Origin of the sequence: Brevibacillus sp. AF8 (assembly GCF_021270385.1) — a bacterium.
GTDB lineage: Bacteria > Bacillota > Bacilli > Brevibacillales > Brevibacillaceae > Brevibacillus.
On sequence record NZ_JAGQDN010000001.1, the window covers coordinates 65,610 to 90,948 of the forward strand.

Consider the following 25,339-nt stretch of genomic DNA (forward strand, 5'->3'; position numbering starts at 1 on the left):
CGAGGAGGAGAGTCAGTCAATGCATGAGGCAGCAGAAGCATTTCTAAACGAAGTATGGACTTCTATCCAAGAAATTTACCAAAAAGAGAACCAGCGGATCAAAGAGATCAAAGACTGGAGTCTACTGCAGGCGGGGGTCAAAGACTACCTGAGAGTGGCGTGGAGAAAAGGAAAACTCAATTGGGCCAATGGCAAAATCCACGTGGATGTCCACGAACCTTTCAGTTGGAGTGACGACTCGTACAAATACGATGCTGGCTCTTATATCGAGGAGCTTACAGAGGAAATGCTCATGAATGAGTTTTTCCCCGCACTGTGTGATCGAATGGAATCCCTGTTCCATTCCACCGATTATGATTCTCACTTTTTTAATTACCGCTTCGAGCTTGTTTTCGAATTTGAGTGGAAACAATCGGTGCAATGCCATGCTCGCCATTTCATAAACGAGCGAAAACGCGAGAGTCTAAAACAAGTACTGGATCAATTTATCGAAACAAAAATTAAAGCGGAGCTTCCTGTACGTCCGAAAGAAAGAGACGATTTCTTCTTCGCTCATTGCCTCGTCAATCCCGATTTGATGGAACAAAAGCAGGAGCTTGTCGAACCACTCATCCAGCGTCTTAGCGAAAAGCTGCGCTCCAACAAAGAACGCAGTGATTCGTGGACATACCACTATACTTTGGCTTTAAAAGGCTGGGCGGATGAGCGTTTTTTAGTCGAATTTTTTGATCGTACCGGGCATTATGGATTGGATTGGATTTTGAAACCCGAGCAGGAGCGTCAGGAACCAAAAACAGAGGAGCTGGACTTTTTCCTGTACGTCGCTCTCGCAATAGGTAACAAGGAGCCGGATACCCGCAAGAAGTACCTGGACCTCGCTGTTCAGCTTGGCTCCAAGCGAGCTGTGGACTATGTAAAACGGGGCAGTGGTCGCTTTGAAAACGAGTATAAAAGCAGCCTGATTCAAGCAATGGCCAATGACGTTTTACAAGCGATCGACATCCGTATCGTATCGGAGGAAGAAGCTGCCTACGGTGAAGCCATTGATTTTATCAACGGCCTTTTGCGTGAAGGCTTTCCCAAAGGGTACAAGCTCAAGCTGAAGAGCAGCGAAAAGAATTACTTCCAAGTAAAAAAGCTGGCGAAGTCAGGTCTCCATCAGTTTTTTGCCAATGCGTCCCGTTATCCTGCGTTATATCCGAAAATCGCAGAATATGCCGAGCTTGCGATGGAGGAGTTCGCGTGGTACGGGGATGTAGAGCCAAGCGAGAAATCCGTGATGCCTGGTACCTATGCGGTATTGGCTCTCGGCTTGTCTAGCAGCGATTTTTTTCCACTCTTTCGTCGCTATATGGAGATGGTCGACACGGAGCATCAGTCTGCTCAGGACGATTTTGCTTTAGCTTTTATGGAGGCGCATGGTGTAACCGTAGAGAATATCCCCGTACTCGTCTCTCTGGTGCTTGGCAGTAGTGATTCGGCGAAGCCTTTGAAAAATGTCACCATCGATCGTGCAGAACTGGTGGATGCGCTTATAGAGGAGCTTGCAGCGCTGGAAGATTACAAGCGGGAAACCGTTATTTATCGTCTTTTTGGTGGGAATAAGAAGCTCGCACAGGTGGTAAAAAAGGAATCTTCCCCCATCAAGGACAAGCTCGGACAATTGCTAGCCTTGGTCGAATAGCTACATTGACAATATTTAGAAGGCCATGCTATATTGAAGTCAACTTCATGGAACGGAGGGTGAATCATTTGCGCAATTGTTTATTTATTGGAAAAGCCAATCCCATAATAAATAAACAAGAAGCCAAATTCACCCGCAAATGTATAGCTTGAATTCCTGTATGATCTATTTTTCATATAGCGATTTCTATTACGAGAGCAAGATGCTTCTGTTTATTGGACAGGAGCATCTTTTTTTGTTGTCAAAAAAGGGGGTGATACAGATGAACAAGGAGTAAATGACGAGAAACGTAAAAACGAAATGGGGAATCCACATGGTTGAACTGCACAATATCACGATTACCACCAAAAAAGACGACAGGACTCTCATTCAAAATTTGCATCTGACCCTGCAAACCGGTGACAAGATAGCCATCATCGGGGAAGAGGGAAATGGAAAAAGCAGCTTATTAAAGTTGATATACGCGGAACAAATGATTGCCGAGTATTGCACATTTGCAGGTAACGTGCTGCGAAACGATTGTTCCATGGGATTTCTTGCACAGGAGCTATCGGGCGAAGAAAAACAATGGACCATCGCCGAGTTTTTTGTCGAAAATCAATGGAGCAAAGAACTGGTGAGGGCGATGGATGACCTCGGCATTCATGTATTGGATTCAGATAAAAAGATGGGTGTTCTGTCAGGTGGTGAGAGTTTCAAATACCGCTTTTTAAGTCTGCTGGCACAGAATCCTGACGTTTTATTGCTAGACGAACCCACGAATGATTTGGATATTCAAACGATGGAATGGCTGGAAGAGTTTATTCAACAAACATCGCTTCCTGTCCTATATGTATCGCATGACGAAACATTTATTGCGAATACAGCAAACGGTATCCTTCATATGGAGCTGACGAAGCGTAAACAAGTACCCAAATATACTTTTTCAAGAGAGCCATATGAAAATTACATTGCGAATCGCGAGAGCCACCTGAACAAACAAGAACAGATAGCCAGAAAGCAAGTTTCTGATCATCAAAAGCAAATGGAGAAATGGCACGACGTTTGGAATAAGGCAGAGCATCAACATCGGAACGTGTCCCGCTCAAATCCACGTCTGCAAAAGAAGATCAAGTCTTTGAAAAATCAAAGAGAGCGCATGGAGAAAGCATCGGAAACGTTTGTAGAGGCTCCGAGTGTGGAAGAAGCAAGCGAATTCCGATTTGATTCTGAGGTACATGTGCCTGGCAGTAAACAAATCCTCGACTTTTCATTGGAAGTCCTGCAAATAGCGAACAATCAGCTATCGAAACAGATTCATTTATCGATTAACGGGCCAGAAAAAGTCGCGATTATTGGGGAAAATGGGATCGGAAAAACGACGTTGTTGAAAAAGATCATGGATGAGCTAGTCCAGCACTCGTCATTAAAGATCGGGTATATGCCCCAAAATTATGAAGAACAACTGGATTCGACCAAAACACCGATTGCGTACCTGGAAAGAACCGGGAATAAAGAAGCGATCACAAAAGCGTATACGCATTTAGGCAGTATGAAATTTACAAAAGATGAGATGCACCAACCCATTCAAAACTTGTCTGGGGGACAGAAAGCGAAATTGCTCCTGTTAAAAATGATTTTGGATCAGTGCGAAATCTTGATATTGGATGAACCGACCCGAAACTTCAGTCCTTTGACGACTCCTGTTCTGTGCCGGGCGTTAACGGCTTTTGACGGTGTGATTATCAGTATTTCGCATGATCGACGGTATTTGCATGAGGTCGCAACAACTGTTTATGAACTAACCTCCAACGGTCTTACGAAAATAAAATAAGGGATCGTGGCGGAATCCTTGCTACATGGTTGACATTGCTATTTGAATTCAATATACTGACTTTAATTTCATATGAAACATACGTTGAAAGAGCCCAGTAGCAGCTTATTCCCTGTCCTAGAAAGCCGGGGGTTGATGGAACCCGGTACACAATAAGCGAGCGAATTACACTCTGGAGTATCTCGGGTAATGCCGAGCGGAATCGCGAACGATAACTCGCTACGAGTGGCATGAATGGCCTGCGCAAGCGCTTGGGTCCATTGGTGCAAGATGGGTGGTAACACGGTTATTCAATCGTCCCTATGTCTACAATAGACAAGGGGCGATTTTTTGTTTTTTTACCATAGGAGATTGAAGGAGTGTATGGCAGTGAATATTATCGACGAACTCGAATGGCGCGAAGCCATTAATCAGCAAACAGATGCAGAAGGGCTGCGAGAATTAACGAATGAAAAAGCAGTCTCGTTATATTGTGGTGTCGATCCAACAGGTGACAGCATGCATATCGGTCACTTGATTCCTTTCATGGTACTGAAACGCTTTCAGCTCGCTGGTCATCGTCCGGTCATTTTGATCGGTGGTGCAACAGGTACGATTGGCGATCCGAGCGGCCGTCAATCCGAGCGCTCTTTGCAAACACTGGAACAGATTCAGGAGAACGTCGACAAACTCACCGCGCAGATGAAAAAGCTGTTCATTACAGATGGCGACAACCAAATTCGCTTGGTGAACAACTACGACTGGACGCACAAAATCAATGTCATTGAATTTCTGAGGGATTACGGGAAAAACTTCAGCATCAATACGATGCTTGCCAAGGATGTCGTATCGAGCAGACTGGAAAGCGGCATTTCGTTTACGGAGTTTTCCTATCAAATTCTGCAATCCCTGGATTACCTGCATCTGTACAAACATGAAGATGTTCAACTGCAAATCGGCGGTTCCGACCAATGGGGTAACATCACGAGCGGTCTCGATCTGATCCGCAAAAAAGAAGGACCAGAAGCAAAAGCATTCGGTCTCACTATTCCTCTGATGCTGAAGGCAGATGGCACGAAATTCGGGAAGACAGCAGGAGGAGCCATCTGGCTTGATCCAAATAAAACAACACCATTCGAATTCTACCAATTCTGGGCGAATACCGATGACCGCGATGTTGTGAAATACTTGAAATACTTTACGTTCCTCTCCAAGGAACAAATTGAAGAGCTGGCTGAAAAAGTACAGACCGAGCCACATAAACGCGAGGCGCAAAAAGCGCTGGCAGAGGAAATGACGAGATTTGTGCACGGCGAGGAATTGCTGGAGCAGGCGAAGCGCATTACAGCAGCTTTGTTTACTGGAGATATCAAATCGCTGTCGGCAGATGAGATCGAGCAAGGCTTCAAAGAAATGCCGACATTCGAATCTACCCTCGAAACGAAGAACATTGTCGACTGGCTCGTTGAGGTCGGCATCGAGCCATCCAAACGTCAAGCACGTGAGGATATTACAAAAGGCGCTATCTCCATGAATGGTGAACGTGTTACCGATCTGGAACTGGAAGTAACGCCAAGCCTTGCTATCGGCGGTCGCTTCATCATTATCCGCAAAGGTAAGAAAAACTACAGCTTGGTAAAATTGTCTCAATAGATAAAGGAATAAGAAGCTTCCCTAGACCCACTAGGGAAGCTTCTTTGTATTTGTGGGATTTATTTCGGATGTGAAGTACTATCTACTTTGTTCGCAGCAATAACGGCAACTGCATTTGGCTCCAGATCGAACCAAAAGATAAGATCGCCATCCGCTTTCTTTTGCGACGGCTTCATCCCGTTCACATAAACTTCCGAAGCTTTTGTCGCCATGGAAAGACCAGAAATCTTTTGCGTACCATCGTTGTGCAGAACGATAGAGCCGTTTGGTGCATATTCCAATCTGACTTGAGAGAGGGCGAGCCAATAATCCATGATTTCACGTACGGTTGTCAAATGCAATTTTCCTTGGTCTCGCAGAACTTCCATTCGCTTTAGCAAGCGGTCAAAATCGGGATGGATGATCCAGTTTCCTTGGGCATCTCGAATGACAAATTTCCCGCCCTGCTTGTTGGATGGAAATCTTGCCAAGTAGGTATGGTTGATAAAAACTCCACGGTTTTGAATGAGCTGCTGGAGATTTTGCTTCCGATACAGATAAAGTGAATCTTCTGGAATGGTGGCAGCCGACCATGAATAAAACGGGCCTGTCACTGTCGGGTGCGACCAATAGAGCGGAGTGCGCAGGGAGTCGCCTCTTTGGGATTGGTACAGATCGAGACCATTATTCGGATTCGCGATATCTTCTGAGCTGTAGTGCCAAAAATACGATGTGCCGTATTTTTTCCACTGATGCGCCAAGTAATTCGCAGTCTGGTTGTCGAGCGCGTTAAACGCAAAGCTGGTCTTCAAATACCCATGGTCAATCCAGGTACGGCTCCGGAAGTGATCTTTCATTACCTGCAATGCATCTTCCGTCGTCTTTTGATAGTGTCTGATTTCGTATGGATAGAGGGTATGTAGCCCAATTTCATCACCGTTCCGATTCAGATCATTCAGAAACTGCAAAAATTCAGGGCTTTGCGCAATGGCGACATTGACAGGCAATTTCGCTTGAAAATACGGATTCGAGTAAAATACGCTTTTTGTAACCGGAATCCGGTGTTTAACAAAACCGCCTGTTGCTTGTGCCGACGATGTAATCCTCTCGGAGCCGAAATAAACAGCTCGATTCGTTTGCAGCGTCTGCTCGTCAGCATGCTCTGTCCATACATGAGTCGCCAAAAAACCAGAAGGCTGGCTCATAAAACGCGGCATGAGCTTTGGTTGATACCCAACTACCAGCGAGAAAGAATTCGTCCGTTCTTCGTTTGCGCGATATTCGGAAGCGTGGCGGACTTTTCCGACTTGATTCGTAGAGCCTTGCTGTACGTATCTGTGATCGTTCATGTGATCCAGATTCACGATGAGCTGTTTTTGCGTTGTATTCAATTCAAGTGAAGACACGTTGGGGGCATGGTACAAAAAAGCTGCTTGCTTTCCTTGACCAAATTTCGCGCCTTGGTGATCCAGCCAGTAAGAAGGTTGGAATTTCTGTGCGTCCACTTTCCGATTCTTGCGATATACCTCTGTCACATTTGGCTTGAATTGCAGGGCGAAGGCTTCACGAAAAACCTTTGCCTCTCGCTTATAGGTGGTTTTTACGGTGATATCGATGGCTGGGCTGTTTTTTTGCAATGCATATTGTATTGTAACCACTGCAATCGGAGTATGACCTGTGACAATGACTGTGTTACCAGTAGCGGTTTCCTGGTGTTCCACCTTTACGTCATCCCATTTACGAACCCAGTGGCTGCCCCGTTTGATAAAAATGTTCCTGTCGATCACTTTCGTCGTAGGTGGAGAGAAATACAAATCATTTCCTCGGACGGCAGTAACTTTCGCCTGATGGACAAGCGGAGCATTCATTCTACCGCCAAACGATTCTGAGCGAATTTCGATGGCCGCGCCTGGTTGAAATGGTGGGCTTTGATCCAACGTTAATTGATTGGAACCATTCGGAAGGGAAGGAGTCATCGCATTATAAATGGTGCCATATTCAGCTTGGTACTGAATGGAAGAGAGGATTTCGTTTTTTACCAAATCAGTAATGCGGACATTGCCTTTCTCATCCCAGCCAAATACATAATACAGATTTTGAATGGACGATTCCTTCGCAAGCGTAGGGATTGGAAAAGAAAGTACGAAGAAAAGCAATAATAGGAAGTGAATAGCGAAGAACCTTTTTTCCAGCATGATTTTCTCCTTTGTATGATGATATAGGTTAGACGAATGTGTGAGGAAAAAGCCACAAGGTAACCCATCTTGATTTAGACCTTCTCAAACAGCAAGGAAAGATATATAATTTTATAATTAATTAAATTAATTAACTAATGATAAGGAGCGTAACATGTACCCATTCTTTTCAAAAGTCGCATTCACACATCGTGTATACAATAACCAATTGCAAGAGGAATTACTTCCATTCGGTATATCCGTCACGCAATGGGCGTTAATTCGTTATCTCAAAAATAACGGTTCGGCTACTTTTAGCGACGTTGCCGATTATTGGCAAGTAGAGAAGCCGGCGATTACACCTATTGCGCAAAAATTAGCTGCGCGTGAAATGATTTCAATTTTATCAGGTGAAGACAAACGGCAAAAAATTATGTGCTTGTCTGAGAAAGGTGAAGCGCTATATAAAACGATCATGGAAGCGACTGATCCATTCTTGGAAGAAGTAATGGAGGGCATCACACAAGAAGAAAGAGACGCAGCAGCCACAGTATTAGAAAAACTTATCATGAACCTAAAGAGAAGAGGGTAAGCAGTGAATAAGGAAAGGCTTTGGACAAAAGAGTTCGTCATTGTTTCTTTCATCAATTTTCTTTTGACACTTATGTATTTTTTACTAATGGTTACAATCGCTTCGTATGCCAAAACAGAATTTCACGCTTCAACCAGTTTAGCCGGATTAGTTTCCAGTATCTTTATCATTGGTGCTTTGATCGGGCGGCTACTCACGGGTAGAGCCATAAGTCATATTGGCACGAAAAAAACGCTTTGGATTGGGTTGGGATTTTTTGCTGTCACCTCGTTGCTTTACTTTTTTGCCGTCCATACCAGCTTTTTACTGGTAAATCGATTGCTGCAAGGAATCGCCGTTGGTATTGCCAGTACAGCTACAGGTACCATTATTGCCCAAATCTTGCCCGCATCTCGCAAGGGTGAGGGGATTGGCTATTACAGCTTAAGTGCGATTTTAGCCACTGCGATTGGTCCTTTTCTCGGCATGATCTTATTGCGGCTTGAAAATGGTTTCACCTGGATCTTCACGCTGAATGTCGTGTTTTCCCTGATTTGTTTGCTGTTTTATGCGATGGCAAAAATCAATGTTCCGCTTCCTTCCACAAGTGTAAAAGAGGAAGCAAAAGGTTCTCTGCTTTCGAAATTCATCGAGCCCAAAGCCTTACCGATTTCATTCGTCGCTTTATTAATCGGCTTCAGCTATTCGGGTGTCTTGTCATTTCTCTCGTTTTATGCGGAAGAAATTAATCTCACCTCAGCTTCGAGTTATTTCTTTTTGGTGTATGCCATTGTCATTATTCTCTCGCGACCATTCTCAGGGAAGCTAATGGACGCAAGAGGGGCGAACATCGTGACTTACCCCAGCCTGGTGATATTTGCTGCCGGGATGCTTATATTCAGTCAAGCTTCGACTTCCTGGATGCTGCTGTTATCCGCTGCATTGATTGGAGTAGGCTTCGGTAACTTTAACTCCATTGCCCAAACGGTAGCTGTGAAGGTGACAGCTCCGCATCGCTTTGGATTAGCTACCTCTACTTACTACATTATGTATGATCTGGGATTAGGAATCGGGCCCTATCTGCTCGGATTTATCGTACCACACACAGGATATCGCATGATCTTCAGCGGGATGGTTGCCTTTATCCTTTTCAGTATCCCGCTTTATCACTGGCTACACGGCAAACGGGATCGGGAATTGATACGTGCTACGTAACTCACCCAAGTAAAAAAAGGGGAGTTAATCCCCCTATAGAAGATAGGCAGGCTGCCCTAAGTGGTAGCCTGTTATATTTTTTCAGTATGTTTTGATACGCATGATTGTGATAAGTTCGTGGGGAGTTTTAGTGAAAGTGGAAAAATAATTACGTACAGCTAAAAAACATAGTATACTTTTGGGTGGACATAGTAATGGAAAAGTTTATGAACAAACAGATCAACTTAGAACTCACAAAGATTAGGAGTCATCCGGAAAATGATGGAGAAAGTACACTGGCGAGATATAAAGAAATACATAATGATCGCGACTTACACCGTATTGCTGTTTGCTGTGGTATGGAATTTTCCTGAGGTAAAGTCATTTGTCTATGAAATATTTGACTTATTAGATCCTGTGATTTATGGGATTGCCATTGCTTTCATCTTGAACATTTTAATGAGATTTTATGAAGAAAGACTTTTCTCCCCCCTTAACCGCGGCAACAATCGAATCTGGTTGAAAGTAAGACGTCCTTTTTCAATCCTGTTAACCCTTGCGACTGTCCTGGTATTTTTTACATTTCTCATGTGGTTTATTGTCCCTCAGCTTCTGACGAGTATTTCCATGCTTGCGGCAAGTATTCCGAATGACATGCAATCATTAAAGGCTTTCGTCGACGGTTTTGCAGAGAGGTTTAACTTGTCCGGCGATTTATGGAATCCACTCATGGAGAAGTGGAATGAAATTGTAAATAAGTTAGGCCATTTTTTCCTGACTTCCATCCCAGTATTACTGACGTACACGAAAATGTTTACCGTTAGTTTTATCGATGTCATCATGGGACTAATGTTGTCCGTCTATTTGCTCCTCCATAAGGAAAAGTTGACGCTCATTGCGAAAAAACTCGTCTATGCCTATTCCTCAAAAGCAAAGGCGGATCGGGCTGTAGAAATTGGACAAATCACCAATCGCGCATTTAGTGGCTTTATTTCAGGCCAGCTAACAGAGGCTCTCATTCTTGGCGGGCTTTGTTTTGTGGGAATGTGGGCATTTCACATGCCTTATGCATTACTTGTGAGTGTGATCATTGGTGTTACGAGCATCATTCCGATTTTTGGTGCTTATATCGGGACGATTCCGAGTGCCTTTATCATTCTAATGATCGATCCAGTCAAGGCTATTTGGTTCATTGCCTTTATTCTTGTCTTGCAGCAAATTGAAGGGAATTTTATCTATCCAAGAGTGGTAGGTAATTCAATCGGATTGGATGGCTTATGGGTGATAATAGCCTTATTGGTTGGGGGAGCATTGTTCGGGCTAATGGGAATGCTGCTTGGAATCCCTGCTTTTGCTGTCATATATACGCTCGTCAGAAGTACGACGAACAAGCGACTGAAGGACAAGAATATTTCCCTGAAAGAATAGTGTCCACCGTTTCGATTCCTCCATGAAATCGTAAATCAAAAGGCTCACACTTTCGAATGAACCCAGAAAGTGTGAGCCTTTTTTAGGGATGGGAGAATGGTTGGGTAAAAAGTAACACAAATAACAAAAATTACCTATTTTTTAACTGATTTCCAAAACACTCTCTGTTATAATGAATAACAGTTTCTCAAACAGGTGCATAAGAATACGTTATTCTGCTGGATTGTAAGGAGGTGTGCAGGCCAGCACATTTGTTTCCAGGTAAGAGTAGCAGAGCACATGTTTTGACCAAAAATGGAAGGTGACTTTTGTCCTGAAAACTGCATGGAGCAAACAGGGAATTATTCCCATTGTGAAAAAGTGTAAAATCGTGGAAAATTTGTAGGTGAAAATTGGTTCATGACCATAGTAATATGAAGATGGGTAATACTTACAAAAAAGATACAAAAACCCACATATTTTGTTACAATTGGCCATTATATTAAATGGTGTTGATGAGAGGGGGGCTAACATGATCCATTCGTCACTGAGGCTCCATCTTCAGTTTTAGCAGACCATTTCCTTGTAGCTTCGTTTACTTGTTTGGCCATTTCATTGTATTGTCGTACTTCATGATAGACAAAAGTTTGCCAATTATCGGAGGGGACATATGTTAGCAAATCAGGCCAATCTTATCGACTTGGAGTGGGAAAAAGAACAGGTAGCCTTGTTTAATAATACAAAGGCGGATTATCCCCAGGATAAGTCGATCCATCAGTTGTTCGAGGAGCAGGCAGAGGCTGTGCCGCACCGAGTTGCCATCGTTTATGAAAATGAGCGCTTAACTTACCAGGAGCTCAACAGGAAGGCCAATCAATTAGCAAGAGCACTGATCGAAAAAGGGATTACAACAGACAGCATTGTCGGTGTAATGATGGAAAAATCCATTGAAAATGTTACGGCTATTCTGGCCATCCTCAAGGCTGGCGGAGCGTATGTTCCCATCGATATCGAATATCCCCGTGATCGGATTCAATATATCCTACAAGACAGTCAAACCAAAATCGTCATCACCCAGAAAAGTGTCAGCCAACTTGTATACGACGTCGGATACCGTGGTCCTGTAGTGGTAATCGAGGAAGAACAGTTGGATTCTCGCTCAGATTCCAACCTTGACTTGCCAAGCAAACCTACTGACTTGGCGTATGTCATCTATACTTCAGGCACAACCGGCAAACCGAAAGGAACCATGCTGGAGCATAAAGGGATCGCGAATTTGCAATCATTCTTTCAAAATACGTTTGGTGTAACACCTGCAGACAGGATTGGGCAGTTTGCCAGCATGTCTTTTGACGCATCGGTATGGGAAATGTTCATGGCTTTATTAACCGGTGCCAGCCTCTATATCCTTTCCAAGCAGACGATTCATGATTTCATCAGTTTTGAAAACTATGTAAATGAAAATGAATTGACCATCATCACGTTGCCACCCACTTATTTGACGCACCTCACCCCAGAGCATATTACTACTCTTCGCATCATGATTACGGCAGGTTCAGCTGCTAACTTCCCTTTAGTGAATAAATGGAAAAACAAAGTCAGGTACGTGAATGCATACGGACCTACAGAAACAAGCATTTGCGCGACAATATGGGAGGCGCCTTCCAATGTGCTTCTCAACCAGACGATCCCAATCGGTAAACCGATTCAAAATACATCCGCTTATATTGTCAATGAAGAGCTGCAACTTCAGCCAATTGGCAGTGAAGGTGAATTATGCATAGGTGGAGTAGGCTTAGCAAGAGGATATTGGAATCGTCCAGACTTGACCGCCGAAAAATTTGTGGATAACCCGTTTGTACCAGGAGAGAAGATGTACAGGACAGGAGACCTGGCCAAATGGTTGCCGACTGGAGAAATCGAATTTCTCGGCAGAATCGACCATCAGGTGAAAATCAGGGGTCATCGGATTGAGTTAGGAGAAATCGAGTCTGTCTTACTGAAACATGAACAAATAAAAGAGGCAGTGGTAATCGCTAGAGAAGACCAACACGCTCAACCCTATTTGTGCGCTTATTTTATTTCGCAACTGGAAGTAACTCCTGCGCAGATCAGAGAATATGCGGCTCAAAAGCTTCCTGCGTACATGCTTCCTTCTTATTTCGTGAAGCTGGATAAAATGCCGCTTACGCCGAATGACAAAATTGATCGAAAAGCATTGCCAGAACCCGATATTACTTCTGAGACAAATCCAGCATACGAACCTCCCAGAAATGAGACAGAAGCGATTCTTGCAAACGTATGGCAAGAGGTATTAGGAATCGAGAAAATTGGGATTCGCGACAATTTTTACTCACTCGGTGGGGATTCCATACAAGCGATCCAGGTCGCTGCTCGTTTACATGCCTATCAACGAAAACTAGACACGAAAGATTTGCTGAATTACCCGACAATTTCGCAGGTTGCTCTTTATGTCAAAAGTACGACGAGGAGAAGCGAACAGGGAATCGTCGAAGGCACTGTTAACTTAACACCAATTCAACAATGGTTCTTTGAAAAGAACTTTACGAATATGTTCCATTGGAATCAATCCTATGTGCTGTATCGCGAACAGGGATTTGATCCTGAAGCCATCCGAAAGGCCTTGGATAAAATCCTTTCTCATCATGACGCGCTCCGTATGATCTATCGAAACGAGAATGGTAGGATCGTTCAACAGAATCGTGGATTGGTGAGTGAATTATACCAATTCCTTCAATATGATCTGACCACTCATTCGGATGTCCAGCAAGCAATCGAAGAAGAGACGAGACGGTTGCATGGCAGTATGAATTTACAAGAGGGACAGTTGGTAAAGGCAGCTTTGTTTCATACGCTTCAAGGCGATCATTTGTTTTTGGCTATCCATCATTTAGTCATGGATGGAATCTCTTGGCGCATTCTGTTTGAGGATCTAGCAACTGCATACAGTCAGGCACTAGCAGGAAAAGATATCGTTCTCCCAGAAAAAACAGATTCTTTTAAAAATTGGGCAGTGTGGCTGAACGAGTATGCGAATAGTGATGCATTGATCAGAGAAATCCCGTATTGGGAGAATCTTGAATCCGGAGCTAGGCATACTTCCCTTCCAAAAGACTATGAAACGGTCGGCTGCAAACAGAAAAGTATCCGAAACATACAGGTCGGATTGTTAGCAGAGGAAACCGAACAGTTGTTGAAGCAGGCAAATTCTGCTTATCAAACAGAAATCAATGATTTGTTACTGGCAGCGTTGGGGTTGGCTGTTGCAGAGTGGAGCAGGCTTGACCAAATCGTGATTAATCTGGAAGGGCACGGGCGCGAGGATGTGATCGAACACGCTAACGTGACAAGAACAATCGGATGGTTCACGTCCCAATATCCTGTTTTACTAGATTTGAGTCAAATGAATCACTTGCCTGACCATATCAAATGCACGAAAGAAAACCTGAGGAAGATCCCTAATAAAGGCATTGGCTATGAAATTTTAAAATATATGACAAAACCTGAAAAACGAAGTTCCTTGTCCTTTTCCTTGCAACCTGAAGTGACGTTTAACTATTTGGGTCAGTTTGACTCAGGACTTAACAGTGAAATGTTTACCCGTTCTCCTTATAGTTCAGGCAACTCACTCGGTGCCGATGGGAAGAACAATCTGAGTCCCGATTCGGAGATTTATACCTCCTTGAATATTACAGGAAGAATGGAAGGTGGGGAGCTTCTCATCACGTTTACTTACAGTGAGGAGCAGTTTAGAGAAGAGTCCATCCTTCAATTGAGTGAGAGCTATCAAAAACATCTCCGGGCAATTATTACCCATTGCTTGCAGAAAAAAGAAGTCGAACGGACTCCCAGTGACTTTAGTCTAAAAGGACTTCAAATAGAAGAAATGGACGACATCTTCGAAGCACTTGCCAATACGCTTAACTAGAGAAACGCTTGCTAAAATTTCATGGGGAAAATCATGCTCCCAACTTACATTTTTAAACAAATAAGACAAATAATGTTGATATCGAGGTGCCGGAATGAGTGTTTTTAGCAAAGAACAAGTACAAGATATGTATCTATTGACGCCCATGCAAGAGGGAATGTTATTTCACGCCTTGCTAGACGAAGAACATAACTCTCATCTTGTACAGATGTCCATTTCGATTCAGGGCGATCTTGATGTTGGTTTGTTTACCAATAGTCTGCATGTGCTGGTAGAGAGATATGACGTATTCCGTACGCTGTTTCTCTATGAAAAATTAAAGCAGCCTTTGCAGGTTGTCTTGAAAGAACGGCCCATTCCCATCCTTTTTTGTGATTTAACTGCATACGACGAGCAAGAAAAGCAGCAACGCTATACACAATACAAAAGGAATGACCAAGAGAAAACCTTTCATCTAGCGAAAGACTCGTTGATGAGAGTGGCTATTTTCCAAATGACGGAGAGCGAATACCAAATCATCTGGAGTTTTCATCACATACTCATGGACGGTTGGTGCTTTAGCATTATTTTTGATGACTTGCTTTCCGTCTATTTATCCTTGAAGAACGGGGCTCCGATTTCCCTTGATCCGGTGCAGCCATACAGCCAATTTATTCGTTGGCTGGAAAAGCAAGATAAAGAGGCTGCTCTCGCATATTGGAGAGACTATCTGGAACAGTTTGAACAGCAAACTTCCTTGCCGAAATTTGGGAAGTCTTCTAGCAATGCCTTTCTACCAGCGCAATATCGTTTTGTGCTGGACCGCATGCTGACGCAGCAGCTTTCTGCGATCGCAAGTCAAAATCAAGTGACATTGCCAACTGTGATCCAAACCTTATGGGGAATCCTGCTCCAATCCTATAACGCTACGAATGATGTGCTATTCGGCTCTGTTGTATCCGGGCGACCAACAGAAATCGTCGGAATCGAAAAAATGGTAGGGTTGTTTATCAATACCATTCCATTCCGTATTCAAGCGAAAAACGATCAATCCTTTGCCGATTTAATACAGGATGTGCACCAAAGAACACGGCAATCTCAGCCATATGAGCATGTACCTTTGTACGACATTCAAAACGATTCCGTATTAAAGCAAGATTTGATCGATCACCTGATGGTTATCGAAAACTATCCATTAGTCGAGGCCTTGCAGAAAAAAGCAGCGACGCAGCAGGTAGGCTTTGCCATTTCTGATGTCGAGATGTTTGAACCTACGAATTATGACATGACCGTCATGGTAATGCCGAAAGAAGAGATTGCGATACGGTTTGACTATAATGCTGCTGTTTTCGATGAAGGATTTATCCAAAAAATGGCTGGGCACCTCAAGCAGATCGCAGCTTGCGTGGCAAACAATCCGAAGGTCACCCTTCAACAGGTTACCTTGCTGACAGAAACGGAAAAACAACAGCTAATGGCTAGAAATCTTGATACTTCGGCTGCCTATCCTACGAAGACGATGCATGAACTCTTTATGGAACAGGTGGAAAGGACACCCGAGCAGGTTGCTGTCGTATTCGGGGAACAGCATCTGACGTATCGGGAGCTAGACGAAAAATCCAATCAGGTCGCCAGATTTTTGAGAAGAAAAGGGATTGCAGCAGACAGTCTGGTTGGAACGATGATGGATCGCTCCATCGAGATGATTGTCGGAATTCTAGGGGTTCTGAAAGCCGGTGGTGCGTTTGTACCGATTGATCCAGAGCTGCCAGAAGAACGAATTGCCTACATGCTCGAGCATAGCGGGATTCAATTGGTAGTGACCCAGCAGTATTTGCTTGGGAAAGTCTCCGCTTCTACTGAAAAAATCGATATTAACGCTCCAGCCATCTGGGAAGAGAGCAGTGCACCTGTCGAAACGATCAATCATCCAGATGACTTGTTTTATATCATCTACACTTCAGGAACAACGGGGAAACCAAAAGGCGTCATGCTTGAGCATAAAAACATGGCAAATCTGATGCACTTTACGTTTGCCAAGACCAACATCGATTTTCATGAAAAAGTATTGCAGTATACCACTTGCAGCTTTGATGTTTGCTACCAGGAGATTTTCTCCACGCTGCTTTCCGGGGGACAGCTCTATCTCATCACGAATGAGTTGAGACGTCATGTTGAAAAACTGTTTACCTTTATCCAGGAAAATCAGATCAGCATTTTGTCCCTCCCTGTATCCTTCTTGAAATTTATCTTTAACGAAAAAGATTATGCACAAAGCTTCCCGCGTTGCGTCAAGCACATTATCACGGCCGGAGAACAGCTCGTCGTCACGCTTGAGCTACAGAAATATCTGCGTAACCATCACGTATTTTTGCACAATCATTACGGGCCGTCGGAGACACATGTGGTGACCACCTACACCATGGACCCAAGCATGGATATACCGGAGCTGCCACCAATCGGAAAACCGATCAGCAACACTGGCATTTATATTTTGGATGAAAAGCTCCAGATGAAACCAGAGGGCATTGTTGGGGAGTTGTATATCTCTGGTGCGAACGTAGGAAGAGGATATTTGCACAATCCGGAGCTGACTGCGGAGAAGTTTCTCGAGAACCCGTATCAATCAGGAGAAAGAATGTATCGAACGGGTGACCTCGCTCGTTGGATGCCAGATGGCAATATCGAGTTTTTAGGGCGAATCGACCATCAGGTAAAAATCAGGGGTCACCGCATCGAGCTGGGGGAAATCGAATCGCAGTTGCTCAACCACGACGTGATTAAGGAAGCAGTGGTCATTGATCGAGCGGATGAGACTGGCGGAAAGTACTTGTGCGCCTATGTCGTTTTGACAGAAGAAGTCAGCAACGAGGAGCTGCGTACGTACTTATCACGAAAGCTACCGGAGTATATGATCCCTTCGTTCTTTATAAAACTCGAGCGAATTCCGGTCACACCTAACGGAAAAACAGACAGAAGAGCCTTGCCCATCCCTGAGGGGAACGCTTTTACGGGAGCGGATTATCTCGCTCCGACAACCGAACTGGAACAGAAAATGGCAGCGATTTGGGAAAGCGTACTCGGCGTGTCCCCGATTGGCATTCTGGATAATTTTTTCACGCTCGGGGGTCATTCTCTAAAAGCGATTCATCTCATTTCCCGGATGCAAAAAGACTGCCAAGCAGATGTTCCGCTTCGCGTCTTGTTTGATAGACCAACTATTCAAGAAATCGCCAAGTATGTGGAAGGGGTAGAGGAAGGATCGTATCACGCTATTCCGCGGGTCGTCATACAAGAGCATTATCCCGTATCTTCTGCGCAAAAACGCATGCTGATTTTAAACCAGCTCGATCCAGATAGTACGGTGTACAATTTGCCCGTTGTGACGGTACTCGATGGGGAATTGAATATGCAGCAGATGGAGCATGCCATTGCCAAATTGGTGAGTCGTCATGAATCGCTGCGAACCTCCTTTCATACTATCAACGGCGAGCCGGTTCAACGCATCCATCCGGAATGCAAGCTGCCAATTATCTACATGGAAGCAACAGAAGATCGTTTGAATCAAGTCATCACGGATTTTATGCGTCCGTTTGATTTGGAAAAGGCGCCATTAAGCCGGGTTGGACTGGTCAAACTGGGAGAGCGGCGCCATGTCATGATTATCGATATGCACCATATCATCTCGGATGGCGTGTCATCGCAAATCATCCTGAATGATTTTGCGCAGCTCTATCAAGACAATTCCTTACCAGAGCAGCGCATTCAATATAAAGACTTCGCAGTTTGGGAAAAAGGCTTGGCACAGACAGACGAATACAAAAAGCAGGAAGCGTATTGGACCGAGCGATTCCGTGGTGAAATTCCTGTCTTGAACCTGCCTTTGGACTACTCTCGACCGTCTGTTCAAAGCTTTGAGGGCGAACGTTATCTATTCCGTTCTGAAAAACAGCTGCTGGATGGCTTGCAACGAGTGGCGGCCGATACGGGTACTACGCTCTACATGGTGCTCATGGCAGCCTATCATGTTTTGCTCGCGAAATACTCCGGGCAAGAAGACATGGTGGTCGGAACCGTGACAGCTGGAAGAACGCACCCTGACACGGAAAGCATCACGGGTATGTTCGTCAACACGCTGGCAATGAGAAATCAGCCGGTGGCAACCAAAAGTTTCAAGCAATTTTTACAAGAAGTGAAGGACAATACACTTTCTGCTTTTGAGCATGGGGAGTACCCGTTTGAGGAGCTCGTCGAAAAGCTGGCGGTCAATCGAAATCGAAGCCGCAATCCATTGTTTGACACGTTGTTCATTTTACAAAACATGGATGCCGATCCGATTGAGATCGAGGGCATGACAGTGACGCCGTACGTGCCAGAGGGCAAGATGGCGAAATTCGATTTGTCGCTCGAAGCAACTCAAAACGATGCAGGTCTCTTATTCTGCTTCGAATTTTGCACCAAGCTGTTCAAGCAGGAGACCATCGAGCGCATGTCGCGTCATTACACCCAAATCTTGCAAGAAGTCACCCGGAACACGGATTTGGCTCTCTATGAGATAGAGATGCTCACCGAGCAGGAAAAGCAGGAATTGTTGGTTCAATTCAATGACACATCCAAGCCTGTTCAGTTGGAAAGCACACTTCCCCAGCTATTTGAAGAACAAGTGCTGAAAACCCCTGATCAAATCGCACTGGTTTGCGGGGACCAAAAGTTGACATATCATGAGCTCAATAAGAAAGCCAATCAGCTAGCTCGCACATTACGGAAAAAGGGAGTAAAGGCTGACCAACGAGTTGGGATTATGGCAAATCGTTCCATGGAGATGGTGATTGGAATCCTTGCCATTCTCAAGGCTGGTGGAGCATACGTGCCGATTGATCCCGAATATCCGAATGATCGCATTGCTTATATGCTGGAAGATTGCGAAGCTCGTCTGGTGCTTACTCATGAGCATCTTGGAACAAAGATTGCTGCTGGGGTGGAATGCCTGTATCTGGAGGATAAGAGTAACTACTCCCGCATCACCACAAACCTTGACCCGATTCATGCGGCTACCAATCTGGCTTACATCATCTACACATCGGGTACGACAGGCAAGCCAAAAGGGGTCATGGTGGAGCACCGAGGTATTGTCAACAGTGTGACGTGGAACAAAGAGGAGTTTGCTTTATCCGTCCATGACAGAGGTTTGTTGGCCCTATCTTTTGCCTTTGATGGTTTTGTTCTTACCTTCTTTGCGTTGATTCTATCCGGTTCAACTGTTGTCTTAACGAAGGATGAAGAAGCCAAAGATCCGATAGCACTCAAAAACCTCATCTCAACATGGAGTTGCACCTACACGTTATGCGTGCCGAGTTTGTTCCAAGCGATTTTGGAATGCAGCACCACCGAAGAGATCAGCCCAATGAAAATGGCTGTGCTCGGGGGAGAGAAGCTATCGCCGAAGCTGGTTGAGATGTGCAAAGAGATGAATCCGCAGATGATCACTGTCAATGCGTATGGTCCAACAGAAAGCAGCGTTATCGCCACCTATCTGTGCGATACGCTCCCGGATGCTCCGATCACCATCGGACGGCCAATTGCAAACACAAGCATATACATCGTGGACCATGCTCACCAGCTGCTACCAATCGGTGTAGTAGGAGAGATATGCATAGGCGGACTTGGTTTGGCGCGCGGATATTGGAACAAACCAGAGCTTACCGAGGAGAAGTTTGTTTCCAATCCATTTGAACCAGGTGAACGCATGTACAAGACAGGCGACCTTGGCAGATGGCTCCCGGACGGTACGATTGAATTCGCAGGACGCCTGGATGAACAAGTAAAAGTGAGAGGATACCGGATTGAGATCGGGGAGATAGAATCGGTTCTTCTCAGCTATGAAACGATAAATGAAGCGATTGTCGTTGCTTATCAGGACGATAGTGGGGACGCCTACCTGACAGCCTATTTTACCGGTAAAGAAAACATCCTGGAAGTGGCGCTGCGAACACATCTATCTCAAGAACTGCCAGCGTATATGGTTCCAACTTATCTGGTTCAAATGGACGCTTTCCCGCTCACGCCAAATGGCAAGATCGATCGCAAAGCGCTGCCGAAGCCGGAAGGAAAGCCTACAACAGGTGTGGAGTATGTCGCGCCTGCCAATGAAGTAGAGGCAACACTGGCAAAGATATGGGAAGACGTCCTTGGCATCTCCGGCATCGGAGTAATGGATAACTTTTTTGAGCTGGGCGGACATTCTTTGAAAGCCATGACGGTAGTAGCGCATGTGCATCGGGAGCTTCAAACCGATCTTCCGTTGAAGCATTTCTTTGAACAGCCTACCGTTCGAGCCTTGTCCAGGCTGATCGCAAACAGTGAGAATGCGTCGGATGCATCGATTCAGCCAGCAGAACCACAAGAGTACTACCCGGTATCCTCTGCCCAGCAGCGGATGTACGTGCTCCATCAGTTGGAAGGCGCGGGCATCAGCTACAATACGCCTGGGATGATCATGCTAGAGGGTCAACTGGACCGCGATCAATTGATGCATGCGCTGCAAGCATTGGTAGATCGTCACGAAATATGGAGAACCTCCTTTGAAATGGTAGGAGATCAGCTGGTCCAAAAAATTCATGACCGTGTGGAAGTGGAAATGGAGTATAGGAGTGCAGAAGAACATCAGATCGATGAGATTTTCCATGCGTTTGTCCGTCCGTTTGATCTGGCTGTTCCGCCACTGCTGCGCATGGGTCTCGTGCAAATCTCGAATGAACGTCATCTTCTCTTGTATGACATGCATCATATTGCTTCGGATGCCTCGTCCATCACAATTATTTTCAACGAACTGGCGGAGTTGTACCAAGGCAGACAATTACCGGAGCTGCATATCCAATACAAAGATTTTTCTGTCTGGCAAAAACGCTTTATCGAATCAGATGACTTCAAGAAGCAGGAAGAGTATTGGCGTCATGCGTTTGAGGGGCATAACACTGTCTTGGAGATCCCGACAGATTTTCCGCGTCCAGCTGTGAAAAGCTTTGAGGGTGATCAAATCGTACTTGCTACCGATAGACCTCTGTTGGAAGCTTTACACGCGTTGGCTGCAGAGACGAAAACGACCTTGTTCATGGTCTTGCTAGCCGCCTACAATTTGCTGCTTTCGAAGTATACGGGGCAGGATGATATCGTTGTCGGAACGCCAATTTCCGGCAAGACTCGCGCTGAGCTCGAACCGATTGTCGGCATGTTCGTCAATACGCTAGCAATCAGAAACAAACCGATAGCAGAGAAGACCTTCAGGGAGTTTTTGATGGAAGTCAAGCAGAATGCATTGGATGCCTATGATCATCAGGATTATCCGTTGGAAAGTCTGGTTGAGAAGCTTGGCATTCAACGTGATCCGGGACGCAATCCACTTTTTGATACCATGTTCATTCTGCAAACCGACGATTTGTACCAAAAAACACTTGGTCAACTAACCTATCATCCCTATGAATCGACAAGCGCGCTTGCCATTTCAAAGTTCGACCTGTCTTTTCATCTAACTGAACGAGAAACAGACCTGTTGCTGCGACTGGAGTACAGCACCAAGCTGTTTAGAAGAGACACCGTAGACAGAATGTCGCGTCATTTCATGCAAATTCTACGCAATGTTGCGGCAGACCCTGATAGGCAACTTCAAGCGATTGAGATGTTGACGCCAGAAGAAAAGCAGTTGTTGCTGGTGGAGTTCAATCATACAGACAGAGAGTACGTGGAAGACCAGACGATACAACAGCTCTTTGAGGACCTGGCAGCGAATACGCCTGATCAAACGGCTATTGTATTTGAAGAGAAGCAGATGACGTACCAAGAGCTCAATGAAAGAGCGAACCAGCTAGCCGCGGTTTTGCGGGAAAAAGGGGTAGGTCCTTCGCAAATTGTCGTCATGATGGTAGAGCGTTCCTTGGAAATGGTCATTGCCACACTCGCTATTTTAAAAGCTGGCGGCGCATTTTTACCGGTCGATCCTGATTATCCCGAAGAAAGAATTCGCTACATGATCGAGGACAGTCAGTCGAAGCTCGTGCTTACCCATTCTCACTTGACCCACAAAGTGTCCAGTCAGGCAGAAATTATCGATTTGGACGACGCGGGGAGCTATTCGTCGCATACAGACAACTTGCTTTGCATCAACAAATCGTCAGATCTGGCCTATATCATTTACACGTCTGGTACCACTGGCAATCCAAAGGGCGTCATGCTGGAGCACAAAGGGGCAGCAAACCTACAGGCGGTTTTCAAAAATCAACTCGGCGTAACGCCACAAGATCGTCCAGGGCATTTTGCGAGTATCTCTTTTGATGCATCGGTGTGGGATATGTTTATGGCGCTATTGACAGGAGCGACCTTGTATATCATTTCGCGTGATACGATCAATGACTTCCGCAAATTTGAGGAATACGTCCACAAAAACGGAATTACTATTCTCACGTTGCCGCCGACGTATGCCATTTATCTTGAGCCTGATCGTATGCCGTCATTGCGCATCTTGATTACTGCTGGATCGGCAGCATCTATCGCTTTGGTAGAGCAATGGAAAGAGAAAGTGACCTATGTCAATGGCTACGGCCCTACAGAGAGTACGGTTTGCGCGACACTCTGGAAAGCTTTGCCTCATGAACCAGTTGGTCAGACCATTACGATTGGCAAACCGATTCAGAATACGAAGCTGTTCATCGTGGATGAACAAATGCAATTGAAGACAGTTGGTCAAATAGGTGAATTGTGCATCAGCGGGGTGGCGTTAGCCAGAGGATATTGGAATCGACCAGAATTGACGGCTGAAAAATTCGTCGACAATCCGTTTGTGCCAGGAGAGAAGATGTATCGTACCGGGGATCTGGCCAAATGGCTTCCGGATGGAAATATCGAGTATCTCGGCAGAATCGATCATCAGGTGAAGGTGCGTGGTCATCGGGTAGAGCTGGGCGAAGTCGAGAGTGTTCTGTTGCGATATGAGTCGATTATTGAGGCAGCAGCTATCACACATTTGGATGACCAGGGGCAACCTTACCTGTGCGCATACTATGTAGCTGATGGGGAAGCAAGCCCGGCTCAACTTCGAGAATTTATGGGAAAAGAATTGCCAAATTACATGGTTCCCTCCTTCTTTGTTCAGTTGGATAAGATGCCGTTGACACCGAACGACAAAATTGACCGCAAAGCATTGCCAAAGCCAAGCCACGAAGAAAAATCGGGCAGAGAATATGAAGCACCGCAAAACGAACTGGAACATTTACTTGCAACGACTTGGGCAGAGGTATTGGGAATCGGGCAAGTGGGAATCAAAGACAACTTCTTTGAATTGGGCGGAGATTCTATCAAAGCCATTCAGGTATCCACGCGTTTGCACGCAGCAGGCTGGACGCTGGCGATGAAGGAACTGTTCCAATATCCGACCATCGAACAAGTTGCCGTCCATGTCATACCAAACAACAGAGAGAGCGATCAGGGAGTAGTAGAAGGCGAGATTGGCTTGACACCCATCCAGAAGTGGTTCTTCGAGCGCAATTTCACTGATCGTCACCACTGGAATCAGGCTGTCATGCTGTTCCGGGAGGATGGCTTTGATCCGGCACTTGTTCAGCAGGCGTTCTATAAAATCGTCGAGCACCACGATGCGTTGCGCATGGTATACAAACAGGAGAATGAGACGATCACGCAAATCAATCGAGCACTGACAGGTGAGCGATTCCGCTTCCATTCGTATGACTTGAAAGACCATGCAAATAGCGCAGCTCATATTTTGGAGTTGTCTGATCACATCCAAAGCAGTATCGATCTGGAACAGGGGCCGCTCGTTCACTTGGCGCTCTTCTCCACAAGGGAAGGGGACCATTTACTGATCGCGATTCATCATCTGGTCGTGGATGGCGTCTCTTGGCGCATCTTGTTTGAAGATTTTTCATCTGCCTATTCGCAGGCTCTCCACAATCAGGAGATCGTCTTGCCGAAAAAGACAGATTCATTCAAGGATTGGTCGGCTCAATTGCAAAACTATGCGGAGAGTGAGGAGCTTTTACGAGAAGTTGCGTACTGGCACAACCTCGAGAGCACGGTCACGGCAGAAAAGTTGCCTACTGATTTTGTTACAGCAGATCGTAAACAAAAGCACACACGTACAGCGAAGGTCGAGTTGACAGCCCAAGAGACAGAAAACCTGTTACGCCACGTTCATCATGCCTATCACACCGAAATGAATGACCTGTTGCTGACTGCTTTGGGATTAACCGTGAAAGAATGGGCGAATACCAACTATGCTGTTATCAACCTCGAAGGTCACGGTCGCGAAGATATTCAGAATGAAATGAACGTGACGAGAACGATTGGGTGGTTCACATCCCAGTTCCCTGTTGTGCTTGATATGGAAAAATCAAAGGACTTGTCCTACCAAATCAAGCAAATCAAAGAAAGCTTGCGCCGTATTCCGAAAAAAGGAATTGGCTACGAGATTTTGCGCACGATGACGGCGGATAAACTGCGTCCATCCCTGCAATTTAGCCTGCAACCGGAAATCAGCTTTAACTACCTCGGGCAATTTGATTCGGATGTAAAATCGGGTGGATTTACTTTCTCGCCACTTGGTACGGGTCAGCTTTTCAGTCCAGAATCGGAGAGAGTATTCTTGTTGGATATTTCCGGCATGATCGAGGATGGAAAGCTCCAGATCAGTTTTGGCTACAACAGTCTCCAGTATCAGGAAGAAACCATCGCGAGATTGGCAGATAGCTATCGGAATCACTTGCTCAGCATTATTGAGCATTGCCTATCAAAAGAAAATGGGGAATTGACCCCGAGCGATCTGGGTGATGATGACCTTTCCATGGAAGAACTGGAGAACATCCTGGAATTAATCTAATCAGGCGACATGAGAAATGTTATTCCTCCAATAAAAGCTTGGACATTTCGCTTTTATTGGAGGAACCCTCTC

9 protein-coding genes and 1 other annotated feature are annotated in these 25,339 nt (G+C 45.2%); of the genes, 8 read left to right on the top strand and 1 reads right to left on the bottom strand.

The window, feature by feature from the left end:
• The first annotated feature begins 19 nt into the window (after positions 1-19).
• From KB186_RS00305 to tyrS, 3 genes are all read left to right on the top strand, one after another.
• Complete coding sequence (locus KB186_RS00305; protein WP_232772837.1) at positions 20-1,684, top strand: DUF6138 family protein; 1,665 nt, start codon at positions 20-22, stop codon at positions 1,682-1,684.
• A gap of 277 nt (positions 1,685-1,961) precedes the next feature.
• The gene (locus KB186_RS00310; RefSeq protein ID WP_232772838.1) at positions 1,962-3,497 is read left to right on the top strand and encodes an ATP-binding cassette domain-containing protein; all 1,536 of its coding nucleotides are present in this window, start codon (positions 1,962-1,964) and stop codon (positions 3,495-3,497) included.
• A gap of 75 nt (positions 3,498-3,572) precedes the next feature.
• Positions 3,573-3,802, top strand: a binding site (T-box leader).
• A gap of 58 nt (positions 3,803-3,860) precedes the next feature.
• Complete coding sequence (tyrS, locus tag KB186_RS00315; protein WP_255688258.1) at positions 3,861-5,129, top strand: tyrosine--tRNA ligase; 1,269 nt, start codon at positions 3,861-3,863, stop codon at positions 5,127-5,129.
• Positions 5,130-5,188: 59 nt separating this feature from the next.
• Here the strand turns inward: tyrS and KB186_RS00320 are convergent, their stop codons facing one another.
• Positions 5,189-7,303: a hypothetical protein gene (locus KB186_RS00320; RefSeq protein WP_232772839.1), complete on the bottom strand. Its 2,115-nt coding sequence runs from the start codon at positions 7,301-7,303 to the stop codon at positions 5,189-5,191.
• A gap of 154 nt (positions 7,304-7,457) precedes the next feature.
• Between KB186_RS00320 and KB186_RS00325 the strand changes: the two genes are divergently transcribed.
• From KB186_RS00325 to tycB, 5 genes are all read left to right on the top strand, one after another.
• On the top strand, positions 7,458-7,874 hold the full coding sequence (locus KB186_RS00325; RefSeq protein WP_173609249.1) for a MarR family winged helix-turn-helix transcriptional regulator: 417 nt from the start codon (positions 7,458-7,460) through the stop codon (positions 7,872-7,874).
• 3 nt (positions 7,875-7,877) lie between these two features.
• Complete coding sequence (locus KB186_RS00330) at positions 7,878-9,068, top strand: MFS transporter (RefSeq protein WP_173609248.1); 1,191 nt, start codon at positions 7,878-7,880, stop codon at positions 9,066-9,068.
• Positions 9,069-9,326: 258 nt separating this feature from the next.
• Entirely contained in the window at positions 9,327-10,475 is a 1,149-nt protein-coding gene (locus KB186_RS00335; protein ID WP_173609247.1) for an AI-2E family transporter, read from the top strand.
• A 649-nt stretch (positions 10,476-11,124) separates the two neighbouring features.
• A complete protein-coding gene (gene tycA / locus KB186_RS00340) occupies positions 11,125-14,403 on the top strand; it encodes a tyrocidine non-ribosomal peptide synthetase TycA (RefSeq protein ID WP_173609246.1) in 3,279 nt (1,092 codons plus the stop codon).
• Between the two features lie 94 nt (positions 14,404-14,497).
• Positions 14,498-25,267 (top strand): tyrocidine non-ribosomal peptide synthetase TycB, encoded by a 10,770-nt coding sequence (tycB, locus tag KB186_RS00345; protein WP_232772840.1) that lies wholly within the window; start codon positions 14,498-14,500, stop codon positions 25,265-25,267.
• The last annotated feature ends 72 nt before the right edge of the window (positions 25,268-25,339 follow it).